A 20,936-nucleotide genomic window follows, 5' to 3' on the forward strand; every position below is an offset into this window, starting at 1 on the left:
CAAAAAAGAAGAAAAGGTTCCCAACGAATCTTTGCTTGTTCTTGCGGGTATGAAGCCCATCGGGACATCCACGGCGCCCGCAACATTTTGAGCAAGGCGCTCCATCAAGAGATGGTTCCTTGGGATGTGCCAACGACACTCACGTATCTACGGATTGCCTAGGCAAGAAGTAGTAGACGGGTGGGACCGCCCCATCGGTGACCTACCGATGTTGCTTACCGAATCGGTCGGGAAGGCTTCCGATCCTCTTATCGAGCCGAAGAAGACCGCCTTCTTCTGCGTTGAAGCTTCTTTGATCGAGTAGTAAGAAACTCCCACCTCTAAATGGAATGTAGGTGGGAGAGGTTCATTTAATCGTTTTTCTAAATTCATAAAGCTACCCATTTGCCGTTTTCATCGTTTTGTATATCTTTCTTTTATCCTCTGCTTCTGTCGCTTATAATTTTGTCATATAAGTTCGTGAGGAAAGGCAGGAATCATGATGGATATGGCGAAAACAAACGAAACATTGCTTGAGATTGTTCAACGCTGGGATCCGTTCGGCTACGGAACGGATGCGTATGAAACGGAGGCCGTTGACGTTGTGCAGGCCGTTCATGAGTATGACAGCCCTATGGTGCTTGCCAAAAAAATTCAAGCTATTTACGAATTCTCCTTTGAAGAGGTAATTCCTCTTGAAAAATGTATAAATTTGGCTCGCTCGTTATTAGCGGTCAAGCAAGAAGTGGACTGCCCTTTATAAAATTTTTTCGTGCAAATAGTTTACAATTATGTGAAAATTCTTAACAGGAGGGATTAGTATGAAATTGACGGAAAAAGAGCTGGAAATCGTAGAGATATTGGAGAAAAATGCACGTATTCCGCTAGAGACGTTGGCTAAAATGGCATCGTTGACAGTGGAGGAAACAGAGGATATTTTAAAAAAATTAGAGGAAACAAAAGTCATTGTGCAGTACGCGACAATCATCGATTGGCGAAAGGTAGACGGGCATGAAGGAGTAACAGCAATGATCGATGTCAAAGTCACGCCGAAACGCGGTGTAGGATTTGATGAAGTAGCGGAGCGTATTTATCGCTTTCCGGAAGTGAAGTCTGTTTATTTAATGTCCGGAGCATATGACTTATCAGTAGTTATTGAGGGGCGTTCGATGTCAGAAGTCGCTCATTTTGTCTCGGAAAAACTGTCTACTCTTGACTCGGTTATTTCAACGACGACGCATTTTATTATGAAAAAATACAAACATGACGGAACGGTGTTTGATCAAGGAGATCAAGATCGACGCATCGTGGTGGCGCCATGACACGCGCAACGAAAACATACGTATCGGAGACTGTCAACCGCTTAAAGCCATCTGGTATCCGCCGCTTTTTTGATTTAGCCGCGAGCATGGAAGGGGTCATTTCACTCGGAGTAGGGGAACCGGATTTCGTCACATCATGGAGTGTGCGGGAGGCGTGCATTTTATCGCTTGAACAGGGCTATACGTCTTATACGGCGAACGCAGGGTTGCTTGAACTTCGGGAAGAAATTGCTGCATATTTGTTGCGGAAGTTCGAATTGGAATATTGCCCAAAACGTGAGCTGCTTGTGACAGTTGGGGCCAGCCAAGCATTGGATTTTGCATTGCGCGCTATTGTCGATCCGGGTGATGAGGTCATTGTCGTAGAGCCAAGCTTTGTGTCATATGGACCGCTAGTCACATTAGCGGGGGGAGTACCTGTAGCGGTTCAAACCGATGGTGCAGATGAGTTTAAGCTACGTCCGCAACAAATTGAAGAGGTTATCAGCCCGAAAACGAAAGCGCTCATTCTTTGCTCGCCGAACAATCCGACGGGAACTGTATTGAACCGAAAAGAGCTTGCGGCAATCGCCGAGATCGCACAGGCTCATGATTTGCTTGTTATTTCTGATGAAATTTATGCTGAACTCGTTTACGATGGACCATATACGAGCTTTCCTGCCATCGAGCGAATGCGGGAGCGGACGATTTTAGTATCGGGATTTTCCAAAGGATTTGCGATGACTGGATGGCGTCTAGGATTTGTGGCCGCACCGGAAGAGATGCTGCAAGCGATGTTAAAAATCCATCAATATGCGATGATGTGCGCACCAACGATGGCGCAGTATGGGGCGATTGAAGCGCTGAAAAGCGGTCAGCAGGATGTGGATGAGATGAGAAAAAGCTACCGTCGCCGCCGCAATTTTTTCGTACAGTCATTAAACGAAATCGGTCTGCGCTGCCATATGCCAGGAGGAGCGTTTTACGCGTTTCCATCGGTTCAAGAGACAGGACTGACATCAGAGCAGTTTGCGGAGCGCCTATTAATTGAAGAAAAAGTAGCGGTTGTTCCAGGGAGCGTATTTGGAGCGAGCGGAGAAGGATATGTTCGATGTTCGTACGCTTCATCACTTGAACAGCTGCAAGAAGCGATTAAGCGAATGCGGCGATTTTTATCGCGCTTGTAAACAATTTAAAAGTTTCCGCCACGTTCTAGTGGCGGAAACGAATGTTTATTGCGACTGTCCATGTTTAATTTCATACAGCATTTGCATAACGCGTAAAAAATCTTCTTCGCTAAATTCCTTAGCTTTCCGCAAAATCAATTTCGCTCGTTTCACTCCGATTTCTTTTACGAGATGTTCAATCTCCGGGTCCATTCCCGATGAATTATACATTTCTTTCTCCATGAGTTCTGAAGCGGGAACATCGAGTACGGTCGAAAGCTTCAAGACCGTTTGCGTATCAGGAATTTGCTCTCCGGATTCATATTTTTGAATGGTCGCTGTTCCCACCCGGACTTTAATCGCTAGCTCTTCTTGACTCATTTTTCGCTGTTGGCGGTACATTTTAATATTTTCGCCAATTGTGTTCATTCCCCTCATCCTCCTCTGCCTTTTTGTACTTACATCATATCACGTTTTATTTGGTATACTAGACTTTTTCGAGCATTTGTTAAAATGTTGCGGAAATTGTCATAATTTTTGCTTCACTTGCTTTGTCATGGTATAATTTGAAATTGCATATCCAAATTCAACAAATAGGAGTGTTTTGTTTGGCGAAATTAGAAACAGGAAGCGTTGTCAAAGGAACGGTAACAGGAATTCAGCCGTATGGTGCCTTTGTGGACATCGGCGGAGATATACAAGGTCTTGTTCACATTTCTCAAATTTCCCATCAATTTGTAAAAGACATTCATGATTTTATCAAGGTAGGGGATGAAGTAACTGTAAAAGTGCTGTCTGTTGATGAGAATGCAAAACGAGCAAGCCTTTCCATAAGAGCTTTACAACAGGCCAATGCCGCCAAGAAGGGGAAACGAAGCGCAAGAGTTCGAACAAAAAACGAGCCGGCAGTGGGCTTTAATACATTAAAAGAAAAATTGCAAGAATGGATTGAGCAATCAAAATCTGAAGATTCCTTTAATCAATAAAAAAACAAACACTCACCTTGTTTTTGGTGAGTGTTGTGTTGATTATATCGGCTCTTGTCGTTAAGTGCGTGAAGTTTTTGGCTCTGTGCGTCCAAGCTCTTCAGCTGGTTTAAATAACAGCGCTAGGTTAATTAAACCTGCAATTCCGACAAGACCGTAAATAATACGGGATAAAGCTGAATCTTGTCCTCCAAAAATAGCTGCCACTAAATCAAATTGAAAGAAGCCAATTAAGCCCCAGTTAATCGCACCAATAATTGTCAACAATAGAGCAATGCGTTGTAAAGCACTCATTGAGGATTCCTCCTTTTGCTTTTAAATCGTTCACTTATAGGTTGCATAAACATGTTTAAAAATATGCATAACTTCTGAAAGAGATCAATTATTTTACATAAAGACGGCAAAAGTATCATAATGAACATAGAAGGAGGAAATGGATATGGAAAATTTTGTTTTTCTTAATCCGACAAAATTAATTTTTGGAAAAGGGCAAATTGAACAACTGAAGACAGAAATACCTTTTTACGGAAATAAAATATTAGTCATATACGGCGGCGGCAGCATTAAAAGAAATGGCTTGTATGATCAAGTAATGAACATTCTTGATGAAATCGGCGTCGAAGTTTTTGAACTATCCGGTGTAGAGCCGAATCCGCGATTATCCACTGTTCATCGCGGAGTAGACATTTGTAGAAAAGAGCAAATCGATTTCTTACTCGCAGTCGGCGGCGGGAGTGTCATTGACTGCACAAAAGCGATTGCGGCTGGAGCGAAATATGATGGCGACCCATGGGATTTTATTACGAAAAAGACGACTGTTTCTGAGGCGCTCCCAATTGGGACGGTATTGACGCTGGCGGCAACGGGCTCGGAAATGAACTCTGGGTCGGTCATTACCAATTGGGAAACAAAGGAGAAGTATGGGTGGGGAAGTCCTGCTGTGTTTCCGAAGTTCTCGATTTTAGACCCAACATACACAATGACGGTTCCGCGAGACCAAACGGTTTATGGTATTGTCGATATGATGTCACATGTGTTTGAACAGTATTTTCATCATGTTGGCAACACTCCTTTGCAAGATCGTATGTGCGAAGCGATATTAACAACGGTGATGGAAGCAGCACCGAAACTCGTGAATGATTTGCACAATTATGAACTGCGGGAAACGGTTTTATACTGCGGAACGATTGCGTTAATGGGGCTTCTGCAAATGGGCTTGCGCGGCGACTGGGCGACGCACAATATCGAACATGCAGTGTCAGCGGTATACGATATTCCACACGGCGGGGGACTCGCGATTTTGTTCCCGAACTGGATGAAACATGTGTTAGATACAAATGTAGACCGTTTTAAACAGCTGGCTATTCGCGTCTTTCATGTTGACCCGACTGGAAAATCAGATCGTGATATCGCTCTTGAAGGCATTGAAAAGCTGCGCGAGTTCTGGTCCAGCATCGGTGCGCCATCGCGATTGGCAGACTATGGAATTGGTGATGAGCAGTTGGAGCTTATGGCCGATAAAGCGATGGCATTCGGTGAGTTCGGCCGATTTAAAACATTAAACCGCGAAGACGTGCTTTCGATTTTGCGTGCATCGTTGTAATGACAAGAGGAGGCTACCTATTTATTAGGTAGCTCCTTTTTTTAATAAAAATATTAGAATGAATCCGCTTTCACTGAATCACCTGCCTTGATTATCCCCCTTCGTTCCGTTAAAGTGTAAGAAGTAAACATATTTTTGCGTTTGGAGGCATGAATGTATGACGCATATTCGTTTTGATTATTCAAAAGCATTGTCGTTCTTCGGGGAACATGAACTTACATATTTGCGCGATGCGGTGAAAGTGGCGCATCACTCACTGCATGAAAAAACGGGAGCGGGAAGTGACTTTTTAGGATGGATTGATCTTCCTGTCGATTATGACCGGGAGGAATTTGCTCGCATTCAAAAAGCGGCTGCCAAAATTCAAGCGGATTCTGATGTGTTGCTCGTCATCGGAATTGGCGGCTCTTATTTGGGAGCGCGTGCCGCGATCGAAATGCTGCAGCATTCATTCTACAACGCGCTTCCGAAAGAAAAGCGCAACACGCCGCAAATTATTTTTGTCGGCAATAATATTAGCTCCACATACATGAAAGATGTTATGGACTTGCTTGAAGGAAAAGATTTCTCGATTAACGTTATTTCTAAATCCGGTACAACAACGGAGCCAGCGATTGCATTCCGCATTTTCCGCAAGCTGCTTGAGGAAAAATACGGAAAAGAAGAAGCGCGTACACGCATTTATGCGACGACAGACCGCGCGCGCGGAGCGTTAAAAACATTAGCGACAGAAGAAGGATACGAAACATTTATCATTCCAGATGATGTCGGAGGACGCTACTCAGTGCTCACGGCGGTCGGCCTTCTTCCAATCGCGGTAAGCGGCGCTAACATTGAAGAAATGATGAAAGGAGCGGCACAAGCGCGCGAAGATTTCAGTAAGTCAGAGCTTGAAGAAAATGCGGCTTATCAATATGCGGCGGTTCGCAACATTCTTTACAATAAAGGGAAAACGATCGAAATGCTGATCAATTACGAGCCAGCGCTGCAATATTTTGCGGAGTGGTGGAAGCAGTTGTTCGGCGAGAGCGAAGGAAAAGATCAAAAAGGCATTTTCCCGGCATCAGCCAACTTCTCAACCGATCTTCATTCATTAGGTCAATACGTTCAAGAAGGGCGCCGCGACTTGTTTGAAACAGTCTTGAAAGTAGAGACGCCGCGTCATGAATTGACGATTGAAGCAGAAGAAAGCGATTTGGATGGATTGAATTACTTAGCTGGCAAAACAGTTGACTTTGTCAACACAAAAGCATTTGAAGGAACGTTGCTTGCCCATACTGACGGCGGCGTGCCGAACTTAGTAGTGACGCTTCCGCGGCTCGATGAGTACACATTTGGCTACCTTGTTTATTTCTTCGAAAAAGCATGCGCGATGAGCGGCTATTTGCTAGGGGTTAATCCGTTCGATCAGCCGGGAGTAGAAGCATACAAAGTCAACATGTTCGCGCTTTTAGGCAAACCAGGATATGAAGACAAAAGGGCGGAGCTAGAGAAGCGCTTGAAATAATGGATGATGTCAGGAACCGAGAAGAGGAGACGGCACATGGGCCGCCTTCCTCTGGATCGGTTCTTTTTTATGCGAGCGTGACACGGATAAAGAAAAACAGTCGGGAAAACATAAACAGTGTGACCGATGTTATTGAAAAGAGGTGCTGTTTATGTATTATTACAAAGAAGAATTAATTAACATGATCAAGCCGGATCAGCCGGATCCTGCCGCCGCGAAACTGTTGCAGGAAACATTAGGCGGCCATTACGGGGAAATGCGCACGATGATGCAGTTCTTTTTCCAGAGCTCGAATTTTAGGGGGAAAGCGAAGCAATACCGCGACTTAATTCGCGGCATTTTTTTAGAAGAAATCAGCCACGTCGAGCTCGTCCAGCATACGATTAACCAACTGTTAAACGGTTCAGGAGAAGAAGCACCAGGAAATGCAGGTATTGACGGAGCGCCGCTTGATGAGGCGGTGAAACATGCCAATCCGCATCATTTTATTGTAGGAGCACAAAGTTCGCTTCCAGTTGATGCATCTGGGAACCCATGGAATGGATCGTGGGTGTATAGCCATGGCAACTTGATTAGCGATTTGTTGGATAACTTAGTGCTCGAATCGACGGGTGTCCTTCAAAAAACAAGGATTTACGAGATGAGTTCCAACCAAACGTTCCGTGAAACACTTGCGTTTCTCATTGTGCGCGACAACGCCCATCAAAATGCGTTTGCCAAAGCGTTGGAGACATTAGGGGTCGATTGGGGAAAACTTTTCCCAGTGCCGAATTATGACATTAACAAATATCCAGAATGTAGAAAATATGTAGAAATGGGATTCCATAACGTACAATTTAATTTCAGACTCGATCAAACAAGAATTGCTGAAATATTCCAAGGCCAGTCTCCAAGTCGAAACGATGGTACATTAAGCGTCGTCGATCCACCAAAAGGGTTCCCGGTTCCTGAACTGCCGGAAATGCCAAGCGAGCACAGTCCGGGATTGGTCGATTTGGTTCGTTAATAAAGTATTTTTCGAGTGCTAAATAGAACATACAGCCAAATGTGGTCGTTTTTACGATCCTATTGTTCCTGCTTGATATGAGTATTTCAAGGTTCCCATAAGTGCATCTATGCAACAAAGAGAGTGCCCCGCTTTTATCCTTAGGGGCCTCTTTTAATATGGACACGATTGGGGCACGCTATTTAAAAAAGGAGGTTATTTATTATGATTGAAATTCCTTCAGCATTAGAGGGGAAGACATTTCAGCTTTATAAGCTTGAACGCGAATTAAAGCCGCTCGGCTACAGTATTGGCGGCAATTGGGATTATGATCACGGTTCGTTTGATTACAAAATTGACGATGAGGTAGGATATCAATTTTTGCGCCTTCCATTTGAGGCGGTTGACGGTCAGCTTGACTCGCATGGCACGACAGTAAAGCTTGGAAGACCTTATTTGTTATCCCATAAATATCAAATTGGAGTCGATGACCATGCGCATATTGGCAATTTTAGCGCCTCTTTTAACCAATTTTCCGAACCGCAAGATCCAGATGCCCAATTTCCAGAAAAATATATCACCGTAGGGAAAGCGCTTGTAAAAGAACTGGAAGACCGATTGCTTCATTAATGTTTCAGGACCAAAAATCGATCATGCTCTTCAATCAAAAAGTCTGGAGAAGGGTTGATATATGGCACTTCTCCTCTCATAATCCCGACGACAATAATTTGTTTTTCAAGCAACATACGGCTGCTTTGTAGAAACGTCTCTCCAATAAGCTCGTTAGGTACATTCATAAACTGAAACGTGCTGCCCTCTGCCTGATGCAGCAAGTTCTCAATAATGCGGGAAATGCCCGGCGATTGAAGGCTATTGACCATCGCAAAACTCGCTAGTCTATTTGTATGAATCACTTCGTCGGCTCCCGCGCGCTCGGCATTCCCTGTTTGATGAGCCGTTAAAATTTCAATAATGGCATAAATGTCAGGATTCAGTCCTTTTACAGCTAATAAGGTTAAAATCGCAGCCATATCGGCTTCGGTTTCGTTTTTATGTTGGTCCGCGGTGATTACGACCATTTTCGCGTTTTGTACATTGGCTTTCTGTAAAATGGAGTCGTATGTCGGATTTCCACGGATGAAATGAACATGTTTTTCAGAAACCGGAAGTTTATCTAACGTCTCATCGATGATCACAAAAGAGGCGAAAGGATCGACTAGCATCAATTGCCTTAGAAGTTCGCGCACCCGTTCATTCCAACCAATCAAAATAATATGGCCAGATTTCGAAAAGGGAAGCTTTCCCTCTAGCAAAGCGTTTTCTTTCGATACTGCCACAGCAGACACGGAAGCAAAGTAAGACGAAAGAAAGCCGGTGCCGAATAAAATAAGGGTAATTGCTATTAGCTTTCCGAGAGATGTTTTGGGTACTAAATCGCCATAGCCGATTGTGGCAGCTGTTACAACCGCCCACCATATACCGTCAAAAAATGTACGGTATGTGTCTGGTTCTGCGACATGCATCATCAGTCCAAACAATAAAATAATGGCACTTCCTATAAGTAGCATTCTCACAAAAAAAGGTAAACGAAAATAAGCGTATTTCATCTCTTCCTCCTAAACGAGCCTTGGTTGTGAATAGTTTGCGCAACTTCTCATTTTTTTTGCATACATTTTCCTTTTTAGCCCATACTACCATTAAACGATGCGAGGAGGATGCTTATATGGATATAAACCGTGTCAAACAAATCATTTCTTCTCCAGCTGATATTCCGGTTCATTATCATGGAGTGTCGGTATGGATTGATGGCTATGACGAAGAAAATAATACAGCGACCATTCATATGCGCGATGGTCATCTCCGCGAAACGAGAGAAGTGCCTGTCGAAGAGTTAGAGGAGGAGAATGATTAAAAACACTGAAATCATCGAAGGTTCAACGGACTTTTTGGCAAGTCCGTTCTTTTTGTGCAAAGGAGCATTTTCGTCTTTGGCAACAAGGACGTGAGCTTCTTGATTGGCTTTGAGCTGTTACGCCTCCTTTCAGATCAAAGCGATAAAAAACGAAACACAAATGTCGCTGTGTTTCGTTTTTTACTAAAAATACACGCCTATCCCTCTATTTTTGTTTGATTCGTTTGGACAAACTGTTTCGTTAATATAAGGGAGCAGCTTAGAAACAGCATATCGACAAATCCATATATGGCGTTATATCCGCCAATTTCATGCAGCCAGCTTCCTACAATCGGTCCGCACGCCATTCCTATGTATCGAGAAAAATTATAGACTCCGATAGCTGTGGAACGGTTTGTTTGAAATATTTGAGTTAACAACGTTGTTTGTACAGGTAAAGATGTTCCTAAAAACAATCCAAATAACATGATAGAACCAATAAGGAGCGGAATCGATATGTTAGCAACAAAAATAAACAGAAGAATCGATACAACATTCAAATAAGCAGTGGAAATCATAATATTTCTATTTTGAAAACGCCCTTGTATTCTGCCGCCCAAAAAACTTCCGATCACAATACAAACAGACATAGAAAGGAATACCATCCCTTTTTGTTCTGCTATAAGCCGATATCGTTCGCTTAAAATGTTAGGCAAAAATACGAGAAAGTTGTACAAAGCATAATATTGAATAAACCCTAATAAAACGATGGCTGAACCTGCTCGGTTCTTTAAAATGATGAAAAAGTCACGCAGTTGAAAACGTTCTGTTTCCCCTGTTTTTGGCTTCGTCTCTTTTAAGAAAATAAAATTAAAAATGAAGATGATAAGGCCAGCTAGCACAAGAACAAGAAATACCGCGTGAAAATTGAAATTTCCTCCGATAAAGCCGCCTGCGATGGGGCCAGCGACAGGTCCAAGCGAAACCATCATTTGAAACGTTCCCATCGCCTTGCCGCGCGCTTTTCCCTCAAACAAATCGCCAATGACAGTGGCGGCTACAACCGAACCAGCCGCAATTCCGATCGCCTGCATTGCCCGAAACAGGAGTAATATATAAATAGATTGTGAAAAAAAGCAGCCTAGCGATGCGAGTGTATAAATGAAAATGCCAAATAAAATGATGTTTCGCCGTCCCTTTGTATCCGTCAGCGGACCGTAAACAACCTGCATCAAGGCTAGAAATAAAGTAAAAATAGAAATTGTCAAATTTACTAAAAAAGGAGATGTACCAAAATCTTTTGTAACCTCCGGTAAAATAGGTGTATAAATTGTTTGGGTAAACGGGCCTAGAAAGGCGGCAAGCGACACTAAATAAACAATAAGTGCCTTGTTCATCTGTTTTCCCCTTCCGTATGCTATGATAAAATGTGTGGTCAAACCCTAGATTAATACGATTAAGTAATATTTTAAGTATGCTGTCTTTTTGTTAGTTTCTGCAAGCAAAATGCATGGGAGGAGACGGACAATGGATCAAGAGTTTGTAGTTCGAGATGCAGTTTATGAGGATTTACAGGCGATTGTGGATATATATAATGAAACGATCCCGACAAGAATGGTGACGGCCGATTTAGAGCCCGTGACAGTAGAGAGCCGGGACCCATGGTTTCGGGCCCACTCTCCCGAAGATCGTCCGCTATGGGTGGTCGAGAAAAAAGGACGTATATGTGCATGGATCAGCTTTCAATCGTTTTACGGAAGACCTGCTTATCGTCATACAGCAGAGGTGAGCATTTATATTTCTCAGACGTATCGCGGAAAAGGACTTGGAAAACAACTGTTACAAAAAGCGATCAACGAATGTCCGAGGCTGCAAATTAAGACGCTGCTTGGCTTTATTTTTGCCCATAACGAACCGAGTTTACGGCTATTTTCTCATTTTGGCTTTGAAACGTGGGGACATTTTCCGAAAGTAGCCGAATTAGACGGTGTAGAGCGCGATTTAGTCATCGTCGGAAAACGGATCGTATAGAGGCGCTGTGGATTGGGGAAACGTAATAAAGAGAAAATATGGATAGAAAGAGGGAACACTATGAATGTCATGCCGATCCGCCTATTTACGATTCAAGATGGTGAGGGATTTGTCGCGGATGCGTTTCAATGTCCGGTGACAGGAAATTTAATTTATAAAGCATCCGGAGCGCCGGCGGTGATTCCTTATGAACAGCTCTCCGATACGCAAAAACAGCGTTTGCAAAAATATGGATTCAATCTATTAGAGGGGTCTACACCCCCGCATATTTCCTATGCAGTAGATGGAGACATTGAAGAACTTTTGCCAAGACAATAAGCGATCATCTAAAAGGGCTGGATGAAAAGGACAAAAAATTTCCTTTCATCCAGCCCTCTCGTACATTAGTACACTCCGACTTGGTTCCAAGCATTTGCGACGGCGTTATACGTTGCGCTGCCGTAACCATAAAGATCTGCCGCTGATTGCAATAAAGCCGCTCTAGCATTGCTGAAATTGCTTGTCGATGTCAAATAAAGCGTGAGCGCTCTGTAATAAATTTTTTCTGCTTGCGCTTTACCGATAGCGGAAATGGTCAAATAAGCCGCTTTATTTGGAATGCCGCTATTTGTATGCACGCCGCCATTATCGTCGGTGGTGTATACATAATTATTCATATGCGCCGGCTGCCCATATGCTGGCGGATTCGAAAGGCTTCTTAGCGCATCACCGGAAACGCCCGGTGTATAAACATCTTCTCCGATTAAATAATCATTTGGCTCTACGAAATAACCAAAAACATCGGACATCGATTCATTTAATGCTCCTGGTTGATCGCGATATTCAAGACCCGCTGTTCGCTCTGTTACGGCATGCGTAATTTCGTGAGCTACGACATCAAGTGCCCCCGATAACGGTGCGAATGTTCTGCCATCCCCGTCTCCGTAAACCATTTGCGTGCCATTCCAGAAGGCGTTGTTATATTGATAGCTATAGTGCACGGTCGAGCGGATGGTAGCCCCGTTATTATCAAAACTATTGCGGCCATGTGTATTTTTATAATAGTCATAAACGACCCCTGCATAATAGTGTGCATCTACGTCTGCGGCTTGCGAAGAAGCGGTCCATGCGTTGTTGCTGTCAACCGAATAGACGCCCGGCAAGCTTGAGCCGTTTTGCGCAGTGCGTGTTTCAATAACCCCAGACATTGGCTTAGTGACGTCATATAAATAGTAAGTGCCATTTGAATAATAAGTATTAAGAGCTTTGTAGTCACCTAACACTCCGTAGCCATAGCCGCTAGTCGCGCCATCTGCTACCGCATTGTAAGCGTCTACAATTTGTCCGTTGCTGGCATCAACATAAATTTTCCAGTTAGCTGGGTAAGGATAAATGAACTGCAACTCTACTTTATGAGTTAAATAATAAGCACCATTCTTCTCGTAAACTACTAATTTGCTTTTCTCTACCGTGTCTGGGACATCTGACTTTCCTTTTACTAATGGAGCGGTATCCGTCTTTGGTTCAGTATCCTTTTTCGCTACACCAATGTGCTTCCACGCTAATTCAATCGCCTCTTTACTTGTAATTTTAGCGGTCGTTTTATCTTTCATTTTTGTTGATGCGTCAGGCCGTAATTTTCCGTTTGTCGCTTTTACAATCCCGTCTTTATCCGTATGGACGATAAATTCACTTCCTTCAACCGGAACACCATTCACAGACTGAGTATATTTATAATGGGTCATGCCTAGGTTATCGGTCTGTGTGTCAATTAAAGTAAGCTCCTCATCAGCATTAATCTTGTAAATATCTTTGTTGGCTTTTAAAAACTCCCGAATCTCTTTTTCGCTTTTGAAAGGTTTAGTAGAAAGCGTCCCCGCTAGAAACTCCGGCGAATCCGTTTTCTTGTTCCACTGCTCCTGTAAGATGTTCATTTTTTCATGGACAAGTTGCTGTGCCTTTGAAGGCTGAACCGCCGCATACGATGATGGCACCAATGTGCCGAAAGCTAACCCTGCCGCTAATACAAAAGCAGCTCTCTTTTTCATAATACTCCTCCTTTTTGAACTCAATGTACACACGATAACAATGTATTACGAATGCAGGAGGAGTTGTATTGAGAAAATGGAAAATTTAATCAAATATTATTTTTGTCCATCAAATTCTGTTTTCTCAACATCTTGTTACGTGAATGAAGGGGGATTTTAGCGAAAAATCCAAAAGTTTTATTTACTCGTATACCCGCATTTATATCGCCCATTCTAATTATCATGTTTACCGAGAAATTTTCTTCCCTTAAGAGAAGAGGGAGGAGAAGTTCATCTTTCACTTAGATTCCAACAGAGGATAATTTTATATAAATAAGAAAAAACATATTAATTTGTTAAAAGTCACCCTGTTTTTGACGATAAAAACAATGTTGAAATGATTGTCTAAAATCAGATGAAGAGAGGAGAATCGATTTGAATTTTTTTAGTCATAACAAGTGGCGAAGGAAAAATCGCCTTATTTTTATTCAATTGGAATAGGGTACAGTGTTCCATTTAGTTCATTTACTATCTCATAAAATGTTAATCTTTACTTTAGAAAGGTGCATCGAGATGATTCTTATCAACGATCAAATTATTTCGCCTATTTTGCTTGAATCATTAGAAGAAATGAATATACCTGTCTTTAAGCAGGGCAATCGTTCTGGGCTGTCTAACTCATTGAATGTCATGGGGGACAAGCAATTTTTCTCTTTAGTTAATGAGCAGCAAAAACTATTAACAAATTCAGAGAGCTGCCTTGCATTACTTGAATCTTATGCTCCAAACAGCGTTCAAAATCGTTGGACGAAACAGTTAAAAGACAAAGGTGCATTCCGGAAGATTCTCTCTAGTATGTATCCTGATTATTTTTATAAGATCGTAAACAAGAACGAACTTTATGAACTCTCACCAAACGATATTCCTTTCCCGGTCGTCATTAAGCCAAGCAAAGGATACTCGAGCGTAGGGGTCTATAAAATAAAAAATGCAGCGGAATGGGAAGATACGTTACGTAAATTAGAGACGGATCTATTTCTTATGAAAAACGTCTATCAAGAAGTGATTGACGGCGAAAGTATTTTAATCGAAAAATGGATTTTTGGGGAAGAGTATGCTGTCGACAGCTATTACGATCACGATGGCAATCCGGTCATTTTAAACATTTTTAAGCGTTTATTTAAAGACGAATACGACACGTCAGATCGAATCTACTATACGTCTAAACAAGTGATTAGCGAGATTTATGATGATATATTGAACTTTATGCATAAATTCAAAGAAGTTTATCCGGTAAAGAATTTTCCAATTCATTTTGAAGTACGGAAAAGTCATGGAACGATGATTCCGATTGAAATGAACCCGCTTCGGTTTGCTGGAGCAGGAACGACGGATCTCGGGCTTTACGCCTATGAATGCAATGTGTATAAACATTATTTCCAAGGGACGAGCCCAGACTGGAAAGAGGCGCTTAGCAATATGGATGACGGTATTTACAGTTTTTTCTGCGCCGAAGTGCCGATACATATTTCGCAAAATCTGATTAAATCGATTGATCATCAGTCGTTCCAAAAGGAATTTGAACAAATTTTAGAATACAGACAAATACAAGCAGCAAATGACAGAACATTTGCCATCGTATTTTTCAAAAGCGAAACGATGGACGAGCTTTATCGATTGCTGCAACTTGATTTGCAACCATTTATAACATTAAAGGAAATGCAATACTCGAGAGAAGGGAGCAAAGAATGAGAAATATATCTTGGAAAAAATCAATTAAAACGCAATTGGTCATTAGTTTTTTAGTACCGTTTATTGCCTTTTCTCTTGTTGTGTTTGGCTTTGTCCGCTATGTGTCCAACTACATTATTCAAGAGCATGTCATCCCGCAATTTGATGAGCGCCTAAAAGCGAATGGACGAACGCTGGCCGAGACGATAGATTCCAATTTAATTAGAGAAACTATGGAATCGCCTGAAAAGTATGGCGCACAACTAAAACAATCGCTCGATTCATTTATAGAAAACAAAAAAGGAATTGAGTACGTATACGTATTGTCTAGAGTAAATGGTAAAGATGTTATTGTTGCTTTAAATGGCAGCGATAAATTTATGGTTGAATCTCCGTTTACAAAGGATCAAAAGCTATCGTATGAAAAAAAAGAGCCGATTTTGAGTTCAATTTACAGGGATAAATGGGGAGTGCATAAATCGTTTTTTATGCCGGTGGACTATGCGAATGCGATCGTCGGAATTGATATGAGCGCCCGATTTATCGATCAATTAGAACGATGGATATTGCTCGCTTCTATTGTTTTATCAGCCATGATGATTGGGATCGGAATTTTGCTAGCCTTATTTATTGGAAATAGAATATCGCGTCCTCTAAAATCTTTAGTGCAATATGCGGAAGCTTTTTCGACAGGGGATCTTAGCGGGTCAGTAGATATTAAGCGGGAAGATGAAGCAGGAATTCTGGCTGCCAGTTTTGAAGAGATGAGGAGAAATTTAAGCCAGATCATCAATAATGTAAGAGAGAAGTCAGAAACGATTCATTACAATAGCGAAACGCTTCTGGAATCGTTCTCAGAACTGGCTCAAGCATCACAACAGATCGCAATTAGTACAAATGAAGAGGCAAAGGGATCAGAAGAAAGAGCTAATCACATTGATCGGATTTCAAATATGATTTCCGAAATGTCGATCTCAATATCCAATGTCGATGAGCAGACTAAATTCATTAAGAACCTTACAGACCAAACAAGCCAACAAGCCGAAAAAGGGAATGTTCAAGTTCAAATCATTAGTGAACAAATGAGCAAAATCAAACAGAACGGTATGGTGAGCAGGGAGAATTTATTGAATTTAGGTAAAAAATTGGAGCATATTAACGAAATCATTAGGATTATTCAAGACATTTCGTCACAAATCCACCTACTTTCTTTAAATGCGTCGATTGAAGCGGCACGTGCCGGGGAAGCAGGCAAAGGCTTTTCAGTTGTCGCCCAAGAGGTTCAAAAGCTTGCAAATCAAACTGATGAATCGACTAAAACAATATCCGAGGCGATCGAGGAGATTAATGAACAAGCTAACGTAGTGCTAAAGTTGAACCAGCAAGATTTTGAAGACATTGTAAAAGGTGTTGAAATTGTTGAAGACAACGGGCGATTATTTCACTCTATTTTTGAATCTGTCGAGCAGTTGGCAAAAGGAGTTGATACAATCGCGAAAAGTACGACAGATTTGTATCAAGCATCTGATACAGTTTTAACATCCGTTCAAGAAATTGCTGCCATTTCAGAGCAAGGAGTCGCTGTGATCCAAGAGATTTCCGCTTCTGCAATTCAACAAAACGATACGATCGAAAGCTTAAAGCAACAAAATTCAGAACTAAAACTTCTCGCTGATCATCTCCAGGACATGATTAAAAAGTTTAAGACTGCTGAAGCTGAAGTAAAATTTGAAAGCAATCAATAAAGCCTATTAGTTAACACAATCCCTCTATAGTAACTATAGAGGGAATTTTTCTATAGAATGAATACATTTCGTTTAGAGATAGGAGATTTCTCAATGTATGTGTTAAAAACATAAACAACGTATAGTATAACGCTTAAAAGACAATGGCAACTGGAAAAAAGCAAGTGAAACTCTATTTTTTCTTGGCGCTCACCTATAAAGCATTTCAGAACAGCTACTGTGTTATATGCATTATTCCATCAGATTGATTGAGAGTGTATCGAAACAGGAAATAAAAAATCCCTTGCAGTGCATGCAAGGGACGAATGGAGCATACCGGGCTCGAACCGGTGACCTTCGCGCTGCCAGCACGACGCTCTCCCAACTGAGCTAATGCCCCGAGTTCTATCTAACTTCTATTATATACACATGTATAATTTTTGCAATATTCGAATGAGAAAACATCAAGAAATTGGCATGATATACCGTTGGTTAAAATTCGACAAAAAATGCTAAATGTAATTATTTATAAAAAATCTGTTTTCTTTGTGTTTTTAAATAAGTTGTGGGGGTTTTTTATTAAAAACATAAGTCGTTTTTTGTCGATTTTTTCATAAAATATATAGACAAAATTCGACAAAATGTGATATTATTTAAATGTCCATAGAATTAGTATGTTTCCCTTGCGTTATAAAGGTGCAAGGGGCTTTTTTTATTCACATATTTTCGATATCGATATTAATAATGGCTGGGATATTGTGGATTGAATAGTATACATCTGTCGTTGACTGCTTTTGGTCAACTGTCACTTTTAGTTTAATAAGGTGGTGCTGCTGATCTAAATCTTTAATGCGTAGCGTTTTGATGTCGATGTTTTGCTGTTTAATGGCTGAAATCACATCAGCAACGCTTTGAGAATTAGAAGTAGTAATTTGCAACACCATTTCTTTTTCCCTTAGTTGTTTCGGACCAAAAAAGGTGGTGAGGTGGGGGACCAATTCAACGCTTACAATAAGTAAAGCAACGCTAAAAATTGCTTCCCAATAAAACCCTGCTCCGACGGCTATACCAATGCCCGCGGCCCCCCAAATTAGCGCAGATGTTGTTAGTCCAGAAACGCTGTCGTTTCCGCGGCGTAAAATAACCCCTGCACCTAAAAAACCGATGCCGGATACGATCTGCGCTGCCAGGCGGAGTGGATCCATTGTCATATGGTTCTTTAGGGGAAATACATAAGCAGATTCGATTGAAACGATTGTTAGTAAACAACTGACAATGGAGATAACCAAACAGGTTTTTAGGCCTACTGGCTTCCTTTTTAACTCCCTCTCAAGACCAATGACAAGCCCTAATATAGCTGATATACCTAATTTTATAAAAAGATGAAGATCCATATTTTATCACCTTTTCTTTCCCGATCAATGTTATAATCATTATAAAACGTTTGGTGAGGGATGGGATATGCAATCTTCAAACTTATTTAAACCATATGCCGCGCTTGTGATCGGAGCGCTTTCTGTATCCACATCGGCTATTCTCGTAAAATGGGTGCATGCTCCCGCAGCGGTGACGGCATTTTACCGTCTTTTTTTTACAGTGTTATTTATGACTCCGTTTTTTGCTCCTTATTTTCGTGAACTCCCTAAAATTTCTAAAAGAGATTGGTTATTTTCGTCGATCTCCGGCATATTATTAGCTTTTCATTTTATTCTTTGGTTTGAGTCTCTGAACTATACATCAGTAACAAGTTCAGTTGTGCTCGTCACATTGCAGCCGTTGTTTGCTTTCATTGGAGGTTACCTCTTTTTTAAAGAAAAGTTGACAATCGGTGCATTTTTTAGCGGATTGCTGGCGGTTGTAGGTAGCATGATTATTAGCTGGGGCGATTTTCGAGTTAGCGGAAAGGCGTTATTCGGTGATGTGCTGGCGTTGCTTGCCTGTGTCATGGTAACAGGGTACTGGCTGTTCGGACAGGATTTAAGAAAACGTCTCTCCCTAATGGCATATACGTATGTTGTGTACGGTGTCAGTTCAATCACTCTGCTTATTTATGCGCTGTGTTTCCGATACCCATTGCTTTCCTATAGTAAAACGGACTGGTTTTGCTTTGTTGCACTTGCGATTGTTCCGACTTTGCTTGGTCACTCATTAATGAATTGGTCGGTGAAGTGGGTAAGCGCTGCAACAATTTCTATGAGCATTTTATTTGAGCCGGTTGGTGCGGCAATCCTAGCGTATTTTTTACTTGGAGAAATGATTCAACCGTCACAATGGCTTGGAGGTATATTAATTTTAATTGGTATCGGTACTTATTTATGGAGCGAAAATCGGAAAAAGGCGCTGTTAATGCAAGAAAGTGGACGAACCGATTTTTCCAATTAAAAGCTTATGTGGATCAAACGAAAGAGTTGCCCGATTTTGTTCATTGGCGAATGTCGCTAAATATTTAAAATCAATTCTTGTTGTTTGTTCTAGCAAATAGGCAGACTTGGTCGCTCCCTGTTTTCTTCGTTTATTTAAAGCGGCAATAACTTCTTCTTTTGTTTTGATACCAATTCCATGACCATAGTACAGCCCGTTTCCTAAGTAAATTGTGTTTTCTCCTTGCCATTGAGGCATTTGAGGATCAACATCAGGATTTTTAAAATAAAGACAATCGCCGGGGAGATAGTCGTCTCCTCTTTTTGTTTTTATCCCTAAATCTTGGTCGGAGTGCCAATCGTATAAAAGTAAGTTGGCAAACAGCTCATTAAATGTTTGAACTTCAATTGTGTCTAGAACTGCTTTGTAGAAAATAATGACGATCGCTGTTGCACATTCAAAAGCATATAATTCGCTGTTTATGAAAATATCATTAATTGCATCTGCGGGTGATACCTCTTTTTTTAGTTGAAATCCACCTCGCTCATTTCGTGACCAAAATTGCCCGTTGCATCTTGAAAAACGAAAAATTGTAAATTTAGCTTTACTACGAGCTAGACGAATCGCTGTATGAAGAATACGTTCGCGTAACACGAGCTCGAAACGAAGTTGTTGTTCGTTTTTATACATATATGTTTGACTTTCTTTTAACAAAGCCTCAAAAATCATTGCCTGTTCTTTAGATAAGACATTACTGGGGAAAATTTGACTATCCACAATGGAGTTTTTAATTTGAATCATTGTTATCCACCCCTTAGATAGATAGTTATCAACAAAATGTGAATAAACAAGAAGCATTACCCACAATCGCACGTCAAATCAACAAAATTTATTTAATAATAATTGTTATTTATGTGGATAAAAAGATATTGTTTTGTGGATAATGTGTTGATATTGTGTGTAAAAGTTCGGTTTGTGGCAACGCTCGCATCTAGAGAGTATGTTTATTCTAAGATAGAAATTAATTTCAAGGGAATTCGTCTGAATCGATCTATATACTTATATTTCAGTAATGGGACGTATTGTATTGGGGGGACGCTTCTTACTATCTTTATGTTTGCTATGAACGATTTATGTTTTCTAAATAAACAATAAAAAAAAGTGTTGCATTAGATTTTTGGCTATGTTATATTAAAAAACGTCGTCGCGAGATGCTAAGTTCGTGACAAAATAAAAAATGTGCTTGACAAATAAAAAAGTAAGTAATATTATTAAAAAGTCGCTTCAAAAACAACAAAACATGTTCTTTGAAAACTGAACAAAACAAAGCGTCCACGTCAATAATGATTGAGTATGGAAATAGAACTTTCTTTGGAGAGTTTGATCCTGGCTCAGGACGAACGCTGGCGGCGTGCCTAATACATGCAAGTCGAGCGGACTAAAAGGGGCTTGCTCCTTTTAGTTAGCGGCGGACGGGTGAGTAACACGTGGGCAACCTGCCCGTAAGATCGGGATAACTTCGGGAAACCGGAGCTAATACCGGATAACACCGAAGACCGCATGGTCTTTGGTTGAAAGGCGGCTTTGGCTGTCACTTACGGATGGGCCCGCGGCGCATTAGCTAGTTGGTGAGGTAACGGCTCACCAAGGCGACGATGCGTAGCC

The 20,936-nt window shown here is 41.3% G+C and carries 22 protein-coding genes, 1 tRNA gene and 1 rRNA gene; 16 read left to right on the forward strand and 8 right to left on the reverse strand.

Going from position 1 to position 20,936, the window contains the following annotated elements:
• The 4 genes from N667_RS19595 to N667_RS0116435 all read left to right on the forward strand — a co-directional run.
• Positions 1-162 (forward strand): zinc ribbon domain-containing protein (locus tag N667_RS19595; protein WP_198020565.1); only part of this gene is annotated, 162 nt, incomplete at its 5' end.
• A gap of 319 nt (positions 163-481) precedes the next feature.
• Positions 482-742: a DUF1871 family protein gene (locus N667_RS0116425; RefSeq protein WP_027410536.1), complete on the forward strand. Its 261-nt coding sequence runs from the start codon at positions 482-484 to the stop codon at positions 740-742.
• Between the two features lie 58 nt (positions 743-800).
• On the forward strand, positions 801-1,301 hold the full coding sequence (locus N667_RS0116430) for an Lrp/AsnC family transcriptional regulator (RefSeq protein ID WP_027410537.1): 501 nt from the start codon (positions 801-803) through the stop codon (positions 1,299-1,301).
• Positions 1,298-2,467, forward strand: a complete 1,170-nt coding sequence (locus N667_RS0116435; RefSeq protein WP_027410538.1) for an aminotransferase — start codon at positions 1,298-1,300, stop codon at positions 2,465-2,467. Before N667_RS0116430 ends, N667_RS0116435 begins: the two co-directional genes overlap by 4 nt.
• 45 nt (positions 2,468-2,512) lie before the next feature.
• On the opposite strand, the gene N667_RS0116440 is transcribed toward N667_RS0116435, so the two are convergent.
• Positions 2,513-2,875 carry a helix-turn-helix domain-containing protein gene (locus tag N667_RS0116440; RefSeq protein ID WP_027410539.1) on the reverse strand — a complete coding sequence of 121 codons (363 nt, stop codon included), beginning with the start codon at positions 2,873-2,875 and terminating at the stop codon, positions 2,513-2,515.
• A 179-nt stretch (positions 2,876-3,054) separates the two neighbouring features.
• Here N667_RS0116440 and yugI point away from each other — a divergent pair, with 179 nt between their 5' ends.
• Positions 3,055-3,432 carry a S1 domain-containing post-transcriptional regulator GSP13 gene (gene yugI, locus N667_RS0116445; RefSeq protein ID WP_027410540.1) on the forward strand — a complete coding sequence of 126 codons (378 nt, stop codon included), beginning with the start codon at positions 3,055-3,057 and terminating at the stop codon, positions 3,430-3,432.
• A gap of 60 nt (positions 3,433-3,492) precedes the next feature.
• Here the strand turns inward: yugI and N667_RS0116450 are convergent, their stop codons facing one another.
• Positions 3,493-3,726 carry a DUF378 domain-containing protein gene (locus tag N667_RS0116450; RefSeq protein WP_027410541.1) on the reverse strand — a complete coding sequence of 78 codons (234 nt, stop codon included), beginning with the start codon at positions 3,724-3,726 and terminating at the stop codon, positions 3,493-3,495.
• A gap of 145 nt (positions 3,727-3,871) precedes the next feature.
• Between N667_RS0116450 and N667_RS0116455 the strand changes: the two genes are divergently transcribed.
• From N667_RS0116455 to N667_RS0116470, 4 genes are all read left to right on the forward strand, one after another.
• Entirely contained in the window at positions 3,872-5,035 is a 1,164-nt protein-coding gene (locus N667_RS0116455; protein WP_027410542.1) for an iron-containing alcohol dehydrogenase, read from the forward strand.
• A gap of 157 nt (positions 5,036-5,192) precedes the next feature.
• Positions 5,193-6,542, forward strand: a complete 1,350-nt coding sequence (locus N667_RS0116460; protein WP_027410543.1) for a glucose-6-phosphate isomerase — start codon at positions 5,193-5,195, stop codon at positions 6,540-6,542.
• 151 nt (positions 6,543-6,693) lie between these two features.
• Complete coding sequence (locus N667_RS0116465) at positions 6,694-7,548, forward strand: manganese catalase family protein (protein WP_027410544.1); 855 nt, start codon at positions 6,694-6,696, stop codon at positions 7,546-7,548.
• A 204-nt stretch (positions 7,549-7,752) separates the two neighbouring features.
• Entirely contained in the window at positions 7,753-8,157 is a 405-nt protein-coding gene (locus N667_RS0116470; protein ID WP_027410545.1) for a YugN-like family protein, read from the forward strand.
• On the opposite strand, the gene N667_RS0116475 is transcribed toward N667_RS0116470, so the two are convergent.
• A complete protein-coding gene (locus tag N667_RS0116475; protein WP_027410546.1) occupies positions 8,154-9,134 on the reverse strand; it encodes a potassium channel family protein in 981 nt (326 codons plus the stop codon). The two genes, N667_RS0116470 and N667_RS0116475, sit on opposite strands and share 4 nt — an antisense overlap.
• A 116-nt stretch (positions 9,135-9,250) precedes the next feature.
• Here N667_RS0116475 and N667_RS0116480 point away from each other — a divergent pair, with 116 nt between their 5' ends.
• Complete coding sequence (locus tag N667_RS0116480; RefSeq protein WP_027410547.1) at positions 9,251-9,439, forward strand: H-type small acid-soluble spore protein; 189 nt, start codon at positions 9,251-9,253, stop codon at positions 9,437-9,439.
• Between the two features lie 197 nt (positions 9,440-9,636).
• Here the strand turns inward: N667_RS0116480 and N667_RS0116490 are convergent, their stop codons facing one another.
• Positions 9,637-10,815: an MFS transporter gene (locus tag N667_RS0116490; RefSeq protein ID WP_027410548.1), complete on the reverse strand. Its 1,179-nt coding sequence runs from the start codon at positions 10,813-10,815 to the stop codon at positions 9,637-9,639.
• Between the two features lie 130 nt (positions 10,816-10,945).
• Between N667_RS0116490 and N667_RS0116495 the strand changes: the two genes are divergently transcribed.
• Both N667_RS0116495 and N667_RS0116500 read left to right on the forward strand, forming a co-directional pair.
• Positions 10,946-11,449 (forward strand): GNAT family N-acetyltransferase, encoded by a 504-nt coding sequence (locus N667_RS0116495; RefSeq protein ID WP_027410549.1) that lies wholly within the window; start codon positions 10,946-10,948, stop codon positions 11,447-11,449.
• Positions 11,450-11,509: 60 nt separating this feature from the next.
• Positions 11,510-11,767 (forward strand): hypothetical protein, encoded by a 258-nt coding sequence (locus N667_RS0116500; protein WP_027410550.1) that lies wholly within the window; start codon positions 11,510-11,512, stop codon positions 11,765-11,767.
• A gap of 65 nt (positions 11,768-11,832) precedes the next feature.
• Here N667_RS0116500 and N667_RS0116505 read toward each other — a convergent pair whose 3' ends face one another.
• Entirely contained in the window at positions 11,833-13,476 is a 1,644-nt protein-coding gene (locus N667_RS0116505) for a M4 family metallopeptidase (protein ID WP_027410551.1), read from the reverse strand.
• A gap of 552 nt (positions 13,477-14,028) precedes the next feature.
• Between N667_RS0116505 and N667_RS0116515 the strand changes: the two genes are divergently transcribed.
• Both N667_RS0116515 and N667_RS0116520 read left to right on the forward strand, forming a co-directional pair.
• A complete protein-coding gene (locus tag N667_RS0116515) occupies positions 14,029-15,207 on the forward strand; it encodes an ATP-grasp domain-containing protein (protein WP_027410553.1) in 1,179 nt (392 codons plus the stop codon).
• Entirely contained in the window at positions 15,204-16,931 is a 1,728-nt protein-coding gene (locus tag N667_RS0116520; RefSeq protein ID WP_027410554.1) for a methyl-accepting chemotaxis protein, read from the forward strand. The genes N667_RS0116515 and N667_RS0116520 overlap by 4 nt, the downstream gene beginning before the upstream one ends.
• A gap of 306 nt (positions 16,932-17,237) precedes the next feature.
• On the opposite strand, the gene N667_RS0116525 is transcribed toward N667_RS0116520, so the two are convergent.
• Both N667_RS0116525 and N667_RS0116530 read right to left on the reverse strand, forming a co-directional pair.
• A tRNA-Ala gene (locus tag N667_RS0116525) sits at positions 17,238-17,310 on the reverse strand.
• Positions 17,311-17,626: 316 nt separating this feature from the next.
• Complete coding sequence (locus N667_RS0116530; protein WP_027410555.1) at positions 17,627-18,304, reverse strand: MgtC/SapB family protein; 678 nt, start codon at positions 18,302-18,304, stop codon at positions 17,627-17,629.
• Positions 18,305-18,371: 67 nt separating this feature from the next.
• On the opposite strand from N667_RS0116530, the gene N667_RS0116535 reads away from it, so the two are divergent.
• Positions 18,372-19,292 carry a DMT family transporter gene (locus N667_RS0116535; protein ID WP_027410556.1) on the forward strand — a complete coding sequence of 307 codons (921 nt, stop codon included), beginning with the start codon at positions 18,372-18,374 and terminating at the stop codon, positions 19,290-19,292.
• On the opposite strand, the gene N667_RS0116540 is transcribed toward N667_RS0116535, so the two are convergent.
• Positions 19,254-20,072, reverse strand: coding sequence for a protein-glutamine gamma-glutamyltransferase (locus N667_RS0116540; protein ID WP_027410557.1), 819 nt, complete (start codon positions 20,070-20,072; stop codon positions 19,254-19,256). The genes N667_RS0116535 and N667_RS0116540 overlap by 39 nt on opposite strands.
• A gap of 567 nt (positions 20,073-20,639) precedes the next feature.
• Here N667_RS0116540 and N667_RS0116545 point away from each other — a divergent pair.
• Positions 20,640-20,936 (forward strand): 16S ribosomal RNA (locus N667_RS0116545); the annotation flags it as partial.

It is taken from the genome of Anoxybacillus tepidamans PS2 (genome assembly GCF_000620165.1).
Lineage (GTDB): Bacteria > Bacillota > Bacilli > Bacillales > Anoxybacillaceae > Anoxybacteroides > Anoxybacteroides tepidamans_A.